This is a genomic window from Coprococcus sp. AF38-1 (genome assembly GCF_003603945.1).
Taxonomy (GTDB): Bacteria; Bacillota; Clostridia; order Lachnospirales; family Lachnospiraceae; genus Coprococcus; species Coprococcus aceti.
The window spans coordinates 340,527-353,172 of sequence record NZ_QVGO01000003.1 but is presented as its reverse complement, the minus strand read 5'-3'; the positions used below and the strand labels follow the sequence as shown (position 1 = coordinate 353,172).

At 44.5% G+C, this 12,646-nt stretch carries 11 protein-coding genes; 2 read left to right on the top strand and 9 right to left on the bottom strand.

The genetic code is table 11. From position 1 onward, the window contains the following. Positions 1-15 precede the first annotated feature (15 nt). The gene (pdxR, locus tag DW025_RS06070; protein WP_119999170.1) at positions 16-1,422 is read left to right on the top strand and encodes a MocR-like pyridoxine biosynthesis transcription factor PdxR; all 1,407 of its coding nucleotides are present in this window, start codon (positions 16-18) and stop codon (positions 1,420-1,422) included. 90 nt (positions 1,423-1,512) lie between these two features. Here the strand turns inward: pdxR and recO are convergent, their stop codons facing one another. The 8 genes from recO to DW025_RS06030 form a co-directional block, all read right to left on the bottom strand. Beyond that, positions 1,513-2,256, bottom strand: coding sequence for a DNA repair protein RecO (recO, locus tag DW025_RS06065; protein ID WP_119999168.1), 744 nt, complete (start codon positions 2,254-2,256; stop codon positions 1,513-1,515). Positions 2,257-2,353: 97 nt separating this feature from the next. Next, positions 2,354-3,253: a GTPase Era gene (gene era / locus DW025_RS06060; RefSeq protein ID WP_015534137.1), complete on the bottom strand. Its 900-nt coding sequence runs from the start codon at positions 3,251-3,253 to the stop codon at positions 2,354-2,356. 140 nt (positions 3,254-3,393) lie between these two features. Continuing rightward, positions 3,394-6,303 carry an insulinase family protein gene (locus DW025_RS06055; protein ID WP_119999166.1) on the bottom strand — a complete coding sequence of 970 codons (2,910 nt, stop codon included), beginning with the start codon at positions 6,301-6,303 and terminating at the stop codon, positions 3,394-3,396. Positions 6,304-6,411: 108 nt separating this feature from the next. Continuing rightward, positions 6,412-6,915 (bottom strand): cytidine deaminase, encoded by a 504-nt coding sequence (locus tag DW025_RS06050; protein ID WP_118016618.1) that lies wholly within the window; start codon positions 6,913-6,915, stop codon positions 6,412-6,414. Positions 6,916-7,100: 185 nt separating this feature from the next. Beyond that, entirely contained in the window at positions 7,101-7,778 is a 678-nt protein-coding gene (locus DW025_RS15300) for a DUF4190 domain-containing protein (protein WP_270227137.1), read from the bottom strand. A gap of 163 nt (positions 7,779-7,941) precedes the next feature. After that, positions 7,942-9,573 (bottom strand): chaperonin GroEL, encoded by a 1,632-nt coding sequence (gene groL / locus DW025_RS06040; protein ID WP_117548828.1) that lies wholly within the window; start codon positions 9,571-9,573, stop codon positions 7,942-7,944. 90 nt (positions 9,574-9,663) lie between these two features. Beyond that, positions 9,664-9,951 (bottom strand): co-chaperone GroES, encoded by a 288-nt coding sequence (locus tag DW025_RS06035; protein WP_118016619.1) that lies wholly within the window; start codon positions 9,949-9,951, stop codon positions 9,664-9,666. Positions 9,952-10,119: 168 nt separating this feature from the next. Beyond that, positions 10,120-10,995 carry a DNA-3-methyladenine glycosylase family protein gene (locus DW025_RS06030; protein ID WP_118016620.1) on the bottom strand — a complete coding sequence of 292 codons (876 nt, stop codon included), beginning with the start codon at positions 10,993-10,995 and terminating at the stop codon, positions 10,120-10,122. A 147-nt stretch (positions 10,996-11,142) separates the two neighbouring features. On the opposite strand from DW025_RS06030, the gene DW025_RS06025 reads away from it, so the two are divergent. Next, positions 11,143-11,862, top strand: coding sequence for a DUF6062 family protein (locus DW025_RS06025; protein ID WP_015534143.1), 720 nt, complete (start codon positions 11,143-11,145; stop codon positions 11,860-11,862). 54 nt (positions 11,863-11,916) lie between these two features. Here DW025_RS06025 and DW025_RS06020 read toward each other — a convergent pair whose 3' ends face one another. Next, the gene (locus DW025_RS06020) at positions 11,917-12,564 is read right to left on the bottom strand and encodes a hypothetical protein (RefSeq protein ID WP_118016621.1); all 648 of its coding nucleotides are present in this window, start codon (positions 12,562-12,564) and stop codon (positions 11,917-11,919) included. Between the last annotated feature and the right edge of the window lie 82 nt (positions 12,565-12,646).

The following is a 12,646-nucleotide window of genomic DNA, read 5'->3' as shown; positions in this document are numbered from 1 at the left end:
GAAAGGAACACCAGAATGATTTCAATAGACAAAACTTCTAACAAGTCTCTATATGAACAATTATATGAACAAATGAAATCCGAGATACTTAATGAGCACTATGCTGCAGGTGAAAAGCTCCCTGCAACAAGGCAGCTCGCCGCCGAACATAAGCTGAGCCGCAACACAGTAGTATCTGCTTACAACCAGCTTGAACTTGAAGGATATATACGCTCCGTGACAGGCTCCGGCTACTACGTTGAGAACATCACTGCATTTACCCCGGACAGAAAAACAAGACAAAGCCACAATATACAACATTCTTGCAGGCAGGCTGGAAAGACATTTGACTACACATTAAGCTACGGCAATCTGGACTATAACTGCTATCACTCCAGGGCCTGGCGCAAATGCCTCATGAACGCCTGGGACATGATATCCATGGCCGATACCGCCTCCTACCAGATGTCGCAGGGAAGCTACACCCTCCGCAGTCTTATCACCGAATATCTGTACATGTCCAGAGGTGTCAACTGCACTCCTGAGCAGATCATCCTCACAAGCGGCCACCAGAGATCCATAGACATAATCACCCATATATTCAGTCCGTCAGACTATTCATTTGCCATAGAGGACCCTGGCTACAACGGAACATGGGAGATCGTCAGCCAGAGTCCTTTCAGGATCATTCCAATACCGCTTGAGGACGACGGTGTGTCCATAGAACACATCCAGCGTCTCAGGGACACTCTGCTGTATGTAACGCCATCCCACCAGTTTCCGATGGGAAGCATACTACCGATAAGTAAGAGACTGGAGCTCATAGAGTGGGCGGCTCAATCTGGAAGTTATATCATCGAGGATGATTACGACAGCGAACTCAGATACCAGAGCAGACCGATCCCATCCCTGCAGTCCATCGATAACAGTGATCACACTATATATCTCGGTACATTTTCCAAATCCATGTCACCAGATCTTCGAATATCATATATGGTGCTTCCTGCAGATCTGATGAAGGCATATGAATCCAGATATTCACACACCAACTGCACAGTTCCAACGGTTCTGCAGCTTGCACTTATTGAATTTATACAGAGTGGTAATTATCAGCGCCATATAGGCGCCATGAAGAATCACTATAAAAAGAAGCATGATTATATATTGAATTATGTGAAACAGAATCTTGAAGATGATGTGATCATGTATGGTGCCGGAGCCGGTCTCCACTTTGTGGCAGAGGTTAAGAACTCAAAGCTTACACAGACAGAGCTCATATCAACTTTTGAGCAGAAAGGCATACGAATCTTCTCCACCGAACCATTCTGGATAAGGAAAAATCTCTGTCCGGAGAACCAGCTTCTGTTTGGTTTCAGTGCTATACCGTACGAAAAGCTTCCCGGTGCTATGGATACATTTTCCAAAATAGTACACACTCTTTAATATTGACATCTTCAGGCCGGCTATTAACAAAAAGAAGAGAATCTTACTTGTTGTGATGTGATTCTCTTCTTTTCCTATAATTACATTATGTCACGGCAATGAGTCTATGATCTCCACCGACTTGAACTTTCTGTCCACATACATATCCATAAACTGCTTTGACACAAGCTGTATCTCCGCCAGTACAGGATCAGACACATTGAAGTTGTACATCTTGCCAAGTGGCGCACCATTTATGTACTGTATCGTGTATACTGCATCGTCTGACAGATGAAGTGGATGCTTTGCCCTGCCTCTGCATCCATCGCAGAGAAGTCCACCCGATGCTGCATCGAATACATTTGACACCTCAGCCTTGCCACATACCGGACAGTGGAAGCTCTGTATCCCCTGTCCGAACACATCCATAAGCTTTATCTCGTACACGCACCTGATGAGCTTTGCCGGCATCTGCCCTTTCTCAAGAGCTTTCAAACTAACGTATAACAGATTGAGATAATCTGCTGCCCTGTCACCCTCATGGGTCATGAATCCCATGACCTCACAGAAGTACGATGCATAACAGTATGCATCTATGTCCATGGTGAGCTGATGGAAATATTCATCCACATCTATATTCACAAGCCTGTATGAATCCCGCCCCGGGATCAATGTAAAACTTCCCATGACAAACATCTGTGTCTTGGACTGGAGCGGATTCGTTCCTCTCCTCACACCTGTTGCAAATACTGTGATCCTGCCCCGTTCTTTGGTGAGGGCCACCATTCTCCTGTCATATTCGCTCTGGAGGCTGCTGGACAGTACAATTCCATGCAATGTTACTTCTTCTCTCAATTGTATATCCACCTCCATAACAAATTTAACATGACAAGATCGGCAAACTGTGCACTGCCCGCAGCGACTGCACATTCACCGATCCTGTTTGCACACACTACTCGTCTCTAAACCCAAAGTTCCTTAGCAATGTATCTGTATCTCTCCAGTCCTTCTTGACCTTTACCCAAAGCTTCAGATTGACCTTGGTGTCGAGAAGTCTCTCTATTCCATATCTCGCATGAGTACCGATCTTCTTCAGCATGACGCCCTGCTTTCCTATGATGATTCCCTTGTGAGAATCCCTCTCACATATGATAGTGGCATCAATATCGATCAGTCCGCCATCTGGTCTCTCCTTCATGGAGTCAATGACCACCGCAATTCCGTGAGGAACCTCCTTGTCAAGCTGACGAAGTGCCTGCTCTCTGATGAGTTCGGCAACGATCTGTCTCTCCGGCTGGTCAGTGATCGTATCCTCATCGTAATACTGCGGTCCGTACGGAAGATACTTCATGATGGTATCTATAAGCTCATCCGTATTCTTGCCCTTGAGGGCTGACACAGGAACTATCTCCGCAAAATCACAGGCATCCTTGTAGGTATTTATCGCCTCAAATACCTTGCTCTCCTCCACATTATCTATCTTGTTCACAACCACAATGATCGGAGTCTTCACATGCTGGAGCTGCTCTATAATGTAACGCTCTCCCGCACCGATAAATGTTGTGGCCTCAACTATCCAGAGAACCACATCGACCTCATCCAGTGTACTCTCGGCAACCTTGAGCATGTACTCTCCAAGCTTGTTCTTCGCCCTGTTGATTCCCGGTGTATCCAGGAAAATGATCTGTCCCTTATCACTTGTGTACACAGTCTGTATCCTGTTTCTCGTGGTCTGTGCCTTGTTGCTTGTTATCGCTATCTTCTGTCCTATCAGTCTGTTCATAAGTGTCGACTTTCCAACGTTTGGTCTGCCTATGATGGACACGAAGCCTGATTTGTATTCTTTATTCATATATCTCCTTCATCCTGCATGCGAAAGCTAACCTACGCATACGCATCTAGCTTTACTATGTCATGACCCTAATTCGCCGCTCGCAAGTCATGCAAGCACGCCCACTCACTTGCGCTCATTATATCGACTGTCGGCTATACCTAGAAAATTGCAAGTACATCCTTGAAGTTGTCCTTATTCTCCTCTATCCTGCTCTCACCGCCGATGGCACAGATGATTCCTGAATCTGTAACAGCCTTTACGAGTGGAGCAAGAGCTCTGATGGCATCTCTGTCTGTGGAGAGGATCTTGTCTCGCTCGCTCTGAATCTGCTCATCTGTAACACCCATAAAGTATCTCGCCATGTGGCTTATGCCCTCTGCTACAGGTGTTGTAGGTGCATCTATCTGAGCCATGGTTCCAATGATATACTTTGTCATATCCCTGTCTGAGCACTCAAAGTTCTCCACGAACTTATACGCATTCTTGAATATGTCATATGTCTCCATGAGGTTTGGATCCCTGTATGAACTCATATAACATGTTCCATTCCTTAGGAATGAGCACATGGCACCATATGCGCCGCCCTTCACACGGACATTCTCCCACAGATAACCATATGAGAATATGATCTTGAGAACGCTCAGTGAGCTGTCGTACTTGTAACCGGCATCCTCAAAATTACCCGCTATAGCAACATACTGAACCTGGCTTGCAGTCTTGAAGCCTTCATTCTTAAGCTCCTTCTCAAATACTTTCACATCCTTATGTGCAGGTCTTGTGGAGAGTGCCATGCCAAAGTCGGCAAATGATTCCTCAAGCAGATCTGTCACATCCTCATCTCCTGTATATGAAACCGTAAGCGCACCCTTTCTGAGGACCTCTGCAAGAGCATACTGAAGCTTCTCAATGAAGTCGTCATACTTCTCGTCGAAGTGATCCACTATGTCGCACAGGAATTCATAATAAGCAATTCCACATGTCTCATCCGTGAATCTTGCCCCCTCATCTATATATGACATGGCTCTTGTGTATGCGGTCACATGGCCGGAAGCAGCCATGCCATTCTTCATGCTCGACTTCTCCTCCGTCAGGAGCTCCTTCAGTCTCTTCCTGTCATCAATCTTAGACGAGAACAGTATCTCCTTCATGAGCTCTACAGCATACGGAAGCTTCTCATAGAGCGCCTTCATTGATACATAGAAAAACTTCTTGATATCAGTGTCGCTGGCATATCCAACCATGTCAAACTCTATTCCGCCGATATTGCTGTCTATCTCATTTGAGAGCTGTCCATAGGTGTGCTTCTCTGTATCAATATATTTGAACAAACATGTCAGTGTAGCAAGGTATGGCACAAGGTCATTATCTATATCGTTGATGTTGAAATAGAATCTCAGATATCCTATACCATTTGTAAATATATCGTGGCTTACAACCGGAAGTCCGCCGATCTCAGACTCAACATTCTTGAGCTTCTCAGCCTCTTTGTCAATGTCATCTATCGCCAGAAGCGGAACCTTGGCAAGATCCTCTGCGGATGAAGGAGTCGCCTGATACTCCTTGAGCGCCTTTGTATCCTCCACGATCTTCTCGAGCTCCTCACGGCTGAGCGTAGCCTTGTATGCAGCAAGCTCATCAGCGATCTTCTTCTCATTCTCCTGATCAAGGCCTTTCTTTGGATTCATAGTGAGATACAGACCAAATGTATTATCTATAAAACATTCCTTTATAAGCTGCTCAAAGTATCCGTTCTGAAGATCCTCTCTCAGCTCCTTGTACACATCATTCATCTCGAAGAACATGAGTGCTTTGGTGTCGTCATACAGCCAACTGTTGAACGCATCCAGTCCGTACATGAGTCCCTTAGGAAACCTTCCAAAGTTGGCCTCCTTGTGCTTGAACTCAAACTTGTTGATTGCTGCCTCAATAGCTGCTTTATCTACACCATGGCTGAGCTCTTCAAATGTGTCATCTATAACCTTTATAAATCTGTCCTTGTCATTATTATCAGCGCCTCTTGCTATGATGGAGAATGTGGTCTGCTGACAGCCATTGTCAAATGAGCTGTAGACCTCCTCACCTATTCCCGCATCAGTCAGTGCTTTCTTCAAAACCGCACCCGGCGCATCCATGAGTACGTACTCAAGTATTTCAAGGGCTGTAACCTTCTTCTTCTCGGTGCTGAGTCCTGTTATCTTGCTGTATGTGAGTATGGAATTGTTCTCCTCAGGATCAGTGTCAGCTATGGAGTAATCCATGGTGATGTCCTTCATCTCGTCAAATGGCTTCTGAAGAGGTATCGCTGAATCAATCTCCTTGTAATCGTAATGTGACAGATACTCCTCATCTATAAACTCCAGCTCCTTTGCCATATCACAGTCGCCGTACAGATAGATATAACTGTTCGATGGATGATAATACGTCCTGTGGAAGTCCCTGAATCTCTCAAGGGTAAGTGTAGGTATAAACTCTGGATTACCACCTGAATCATTGCCATATGGAGTGTCCGGCATGAGCGATGACTCTATACCCCTGTACATGATAGACTCAGGACTTGAATACACGCCCTTCATCTCATTGTACACAACTCCGTTATACTTCAGATCTCCATCCACAGAGTCAAGCTCATAATGCCAGCCCTCCTGCTTCATGATCTCATCATGTATATAAATATCCGGATAGAACACAGCATCCAGATACACACTCATGATATTCTCGAAATCCTTCTGATTGAAGCTCGCTATAGGGTATACCGTCTTGTCCGAATATGTCATGGCATTCAAGAAGGTGTTCAGTGAGCCCTTTGCCAGCTCGACAAATGGATCCTTGACCGGATACTTCTTTGAACCACAGAGCACTGAATGCTCGATTATGTGAGGTATTCCTGAATCGTCATATGGAGGTGTTCTAAAGCCTATATTGAACACCTTGTTCACATCGTCATTCTCAATGATGAGAACCCTTGCCTTTGTCTTTATATGCTCCAGCACATAGCCCTTGCCATGTACCTCCGGGAGATCCTTCTCCTCAACTATTCTGTAAGCCTTTACATCCTTGATATTTCCCAATTCATATTCTCCTTCTATATCTTTTTTATATCATTATATATTTTTTCGATATACGCTTTTATATCGCCATGAATTTGCGTGATGACATGCACACATCAGCGTACTTCATTATTCCATCTGTCCGGCACCAAATGAAGCTGGTAGAAACTCTGACAATCTTCTCATGTCGTAATCATCCTCTGATCGTGCTGCGATAACATACATATCCGCAGAAAATTCTGAGAGCACCTGTCTGCATATCCCACATGGATATGTTATTCCGTTTATCCCTGTACTATTCAGGCCGCCGACAATAGCAATCGCTTTGAAATCTTTATAGCCACTGCTCACTGCATTGCACACCGCCGCGCGCTCTGCGCATATGGTTGCACCGTATGAGGAGTTCTCTATATTACAGCCTGTAAATACCCTGTATCCGTTCGCGTTTTTATCGTTGTTGTCCGATTCTCCGCCAACACATTCCGCTTCATCCGAATAATTCTCACGACCTGCCAGGAGTGCTGCTCCGACCTTAAACTGTGAATACCTGGCATATGCCCTCTCTCTTGCCTCCAACGCCTTCACGATAAGACGCTTGATGTCTGTATCTCCAATAATATAATCATTCTCCATAATTACATATCCTCCATACTGATATCTTCGCACTCTCATAATAATAACACTAACAGGCCTTTAGATTCAATCACCCACACAGTATTAAACGTTCAAATATTATCAGCTTGACACACATGACAAGAGGCCGCCTGAAATCCGGCGACCTCTCCAGTCCTTATCTGTATTCAGATGTACGACTTTTCTTAATAGCTTCCTGACTGTATCTGTCTGAGTATTTCATCCACCATATCCTGATATGTGTCCGATGTAAGAACCAGGATAATACAGAACACCAGGAACACAAGTGCTATTGCGCTCATTATAATTCCTGCGATAGCCATTCCCTTGCCAGGCTTCTTATCCTTAAGACTTATGATACCTGTTATCAGTCCCGCAATGGCTGTGGCAATTCCCACATATGTGATACAACATCCAAATGTAAGTGAGAAAATACCAAGCACCATAGATGCTATGGATACACCCTTGCTCTCCTGTGGCATGTTGTTCTGTGGATATGCAGGGCCCCCACCCATGTTCAGATTCTGATTCGCATAATTCTGTCCGTATGGATCTCCCGGCTGTCCATAGCCCTGGCCATACTGTCCATTTGGCTGGCCGTACTGCCCATAGTTCTGATCGTACTGTCCATTCGGCTGGCCATAATTCTGATCATACTGTCCACCCGGCTGACCATAATTCTGTCCATACTGGCCACCTGGCTGACCATAGTTCTGATCGTTCTGTCCATACTGAGGCGCACCTTCATATGGATTCTGCTGTCCCACCTGTCCGTTGTCTTCTGTTGGCTGATAGCCACCAAAGCTGTTGTTATCTTCTCCCATCTCTTCCTGCCTTTCTTTTATAACTTTTTTGTAGCCCATACTTTCCCTTAGTCGAAAAATATCTGTTTTGATTATCTCACACATGCCGATTAGTGTCAATTAACCTGTATAAAAAAGAAACACACCACCCGGTTACGGATGATGTGATCTTTTTTATTTTAGTCATTGCATTTTACTGCGAAATCGTGTCAGACTCTATTCCTTAGAAGCCCATTCCGCCGCCCATTCCTGCTCCGCCTGCCGGCATTGCTGGAGTATCTTCCTTGATATCAGCTACAACTGACTCTGTTGTAAGCATTGTTGAAGCAACTGATGTAGCATTCTGAAGTGCACTTCTTGTAACCTTAACAGGATCGATGATTCCTGCCTCGATCATGTTGACATATGTCTCATTGTACGCATCAAATCCGACACCAACCTCAGACTCTTTGATCTTGTTGATGATGACTGATCCCTCAAGTCCTGCATTTGCTGCGATGTGGAACAGTGGAGCCTCCATAGCCTTGAGAACCACCTTAGCACCTGTCTTCTCGTCACCCTCAAGATTCTTTACAAGCTCTGCAACCTTCTTTGCAGCGTGGATGTATGCTGAACCACCACCTGAGATGATTCCCTCTTCAACTGCTGCTCTTGTGGCATTGAGGGCATCCTCCATACGGAGCTTAGCTTCCTTCATCTCTGTCTCTGTAGCTGCACCAACTCTGATAACTGCAACACCACCGGCAAGCTTTGCAAGTCTCTCCTGAAGCTTCTCCTTGTCGAACTCTGATGTTGTCTCCTCAAGCTGAGCCTTGATGACATTTACACGGCCTGCGATATCTTCCTTAGCGCCCATGCCGTCAACGATAACTGTGTTCTCCTTTGTGATCTTAGCGCTCTTTGCACGGCCAAGGTCATCAAGAGTAGCATCCTTGAGCTCGTATCCAAGCTCCTCAGATATAACCTTACCGCCTGTAAGAATAGCGATATCCTGAAGCATCTCTTTTCTTCTGTCGCCATAACCAGGAGCCTTTACAGCTACTACCTGGAATGTACCACGCAGCTTGTTGACGATAAGTGTTGTGAGAGCCTCGCCCTCGATATCCTCAGCGATGATCAGTAGCTTTGAACCGCTCTGAACGATCTGCTCAAGAAGTGGAAGGATCTCCTGAATATTTGAGATCTTCTTATCTGTAATAAGTATATATGGGTTATCAAGCTCTGCAACCATCTTCTCCATATCTGTTGCCATGTAAGCTGAAATATAACCTCTGTCGAACTGCATACCTTCTACAAGGTCGAGCTCTGTCTTCATTGACTTTGACTCTTCGATTGTGATGACTCCATCCTTTGACACTTTCTCCATAGCGTCGGCAACCATCTGTCCAACCTCATCGTCACCAGCTGAGATAGATGCAACTCTTGCGATCTGATCCTTTCCGCTGATAGTCTCACTCATATCAAGAATAGCCTCAACTGCCTTGTCGCAAGCCTTCTTCATTCCCTTTCTGAGAACGATAGGATTAGCACCTGCTGCCAGATTCTTCATTCCTTCATTGATCATAGCCTGTGCAAGAACTGTAGCTGTTGTAGTACCATCACCTGCAACATCGTTTGTCTTTGTTGCAACTTCCTTGACGATCTGAGCACCCATGTTCTCAAATGCATCCTCAAGCTCTATGTCCTTTGCTATTGTAACACCATCATTTGTGATGAGTGGTGAACCGTATGACTTTGCAAGTACAACGTTTCTTCCTTTAGGTCCAAGTGTAACTCTTACTGTATCTGCTAACTGATTAACTCCTGCCTCAAGTGCCTTTCTAGCCTCAGCACCGTACTTAATTTCCTTTGCCATTTCTATCTACCTCCATGTTATATTACATATATTATCCATATATCATCCGCATATGTCTCCCGCAGCTCACGCTGTCTGGATATATGGCTTTTACTTCTCAACGATTGCAAGGATGCTGTCCTGCTTGATAACTATGTACTCTTCGTCGTCAAGCTTAACCTCTGAACCAGCGAACTTCTGATATATAACTGTATCTCCAACCTTAACGTCCATAGGAACCAGCTTGCCATCAACAACTGCTCCAGGGCCAACCTCTACAACCTCTGCATACTGTGGCTTCTCCTTTGCCTGGCCTGGTAATACGATTCCTGACTTTGTTGTCTCCTCTGCTACTGACTGCTTTAATACTACTCTGTCTCCAAGTGGTCTTAACTTCATGATATATACCTCCTGATTTATTTTTATTATATTTCTGATTCTTGTTTTTAGCACTCAATTTATGTGAGTGCTAACACTGTTTTATATTCTATCCATTTCTATAAAAAAATCAACCCTTATTTTCTAAAAAATATATAAAAATATGTCTGTCATCTACCGTAATACATATCACTTAAAAAGATTCGTTCTTGCATAGTCAAACAGATACTGCTGCGCATATCCCCCGAGATTTCCGAACTTTTTCACGGCAAATGCCTCTATCTCCGGCTTTTTTGTGTCCTTGCCATCAAAGTACATGCTCTCCATGATCCTCTTCATCCACACATCCACAGGGAAAGCCTCACGTCTTCCAAGTCCAAAGAGCAGGACACAGTTTGCAACCTTCTCCCCTACTCCCTTGATCGTCATGAGAAGTTCCCTTGCATGTTCTATGTCAAGTGCATCAAGCTTCTCCTTTGTGACATTTCCCGAGTACACCGCCTCCGTCGCATTCATTATGTATGGAGCACGGAATCCGACCTTGCACTCCCTGAGCTCATCCTCTGTGACCTCATGAAGTCTGTCTACATCAGGAAACACATAAAATGCCTCGCCATTATATCCTATGACCTCATCACCAAATCTATGCGATATATTTTTTACACACTGTTTTATCTGAGGGATATTCTTGTTCTGGGATATGATAAATGATATAAGCGTCTCAAAGAAGTCCTGATTGAGTATTCGTATTCCATCCTTCTCATTCACAGCCGTCTGAAGTGCGCTGTCCGCCTTTATGACACTCTCCTTGATGAGGCCGTAATCATTGTCCATATCCAGATAAGGGCGCCATATTCCTTCATAGTCTTCCATGGATGAACCATATATCCTGAGCACGCCGCCTGACTGTTCCATCTTCACAGCCCTGCCAAATGCTATGACCTCATACACTTCATCATCAAGCTTGTCAAAATGAAAGCACTGACCACACTCAAGTATCTGAGAAAGTCTGAAATCCTTCACTCCGTCTACCGTAACTATATTGCCATCACAACTTACATTCATCTTCCGTACACCTGCCATTTCATATTTGTATAATTGTGCTTTTTGTCTTATAAATTTCTCCAGGCTATTGTATAATACCTGTATATTATTTTCAATGTCACATAAGCAGTGTGGCAAAAACTGACACTATCACAAACAGGAGGATCTATGGCTGAACAGATATACACTATACCAGTAAACGATGCATTTGACAGCGGCTGCGAATGCCCTATGTGCCAGATGCAGAAGGATCTTGAACGAAATGCAATTGAATATACGATGGGGCCAAGCTACATGGAGGACGACAACCGTGCCATGACTGACAAGCTTGGTTTTTGCAGTCATCATCTGAGAATGCTCTATCAGGAAAAGAATCGTCTGGGTCTGGCACTCATGATGAACACCCATATGAATAAGACTATACAAGATATGAGGGCGCTGGCTGCCAAAGGTCCCGCCGCCAAAGCCGGTCTGTTCGGCAAGAACACACCCAATGCACCTGTTGTCGATTATATAGAGAATATGGAGAAAAGCTGCTTCATTTGTGGACGTATGGATGACATGTTCGTACGCTATGTAGACACTATCTTCCATATGTGGAAAAGAGATTCCGAGTTCAGGGACAAATTTGCTACGAGCAAAGGCTTCTGTACATATCACTACGGAATACTATACAAGACAGGCCAGAACAAACTGAGCAAGGAACAGTATGCGCAGTTCATCGAAATCCTCAACAAGGTATACTTTGACAATATGGAACGTGTCAATGGTGACCTGAGCTGGTTCATAGACAAGTTTGACTACAGATACAAGAACGAGCCATGGAAGAATTCCAAGGACGCCCTCCCGAGAGGGATCATCAAGATTGGCCACACATTTGTAGAATAATAAACACATGACAATAAATAAAAGCCGCCTTACATATCTGTAAAGCGGCTTATTTTAACTGACTCTCCATGCAATGAGACCATCCGGAAGCGCCGGCTTTATCATGCCAGGCCTGCTGCCTGTGTTCTCTATGCCATGAGCCTGTCTCATTCTCTCATGGAGATATGCTCTGTATTCTGTGAGAAGCCCGGTAAATATCGGTCTGAGCTCAGGGCACCTTCTGAAATCCCCCGGCTTGACAAGTCCCGGTTTCTTGTGGAATATATCCACACCGGCATTTTTCAACACCGATGCCACGAACTGTGAACAGAAGAAATTGTATTCCCTCTCATACGCAAGATGGAAAAATACGCTGAATACACCCATGAAGTTATATCCGTATCTGTCCGGATGCTTCTTGAATCTGGCGAGCTCCTGCTGTATCCTGTCATACTGCTTACTCGTGACCTTCAGCTCATACACAGCGCATCTGGTTCCCTTGTGCTTTCCAAATATTCCCTTTTCTATGTTCTCACTGATAAATCCACTGTTAAATGGATTGTATACACCTTTCCTTGCAAAACTGTACATCTCATCAAGACTTATGTCCAGTGCCAGAGATGTGTGACAATACGGCTCTCTGGTCATAAGCTTTATGAGATTTGAAAGAACTGTTTTTGTCTTTGACAAAAGTATGTATACCTTCTTACTCTCATCTTTCATATTTTTGTTTCCAATCACCTATTTTGATGTACGCATATCCCCCCACAGGATAAGCGCCAATCCCCACATCATAAATTATAAA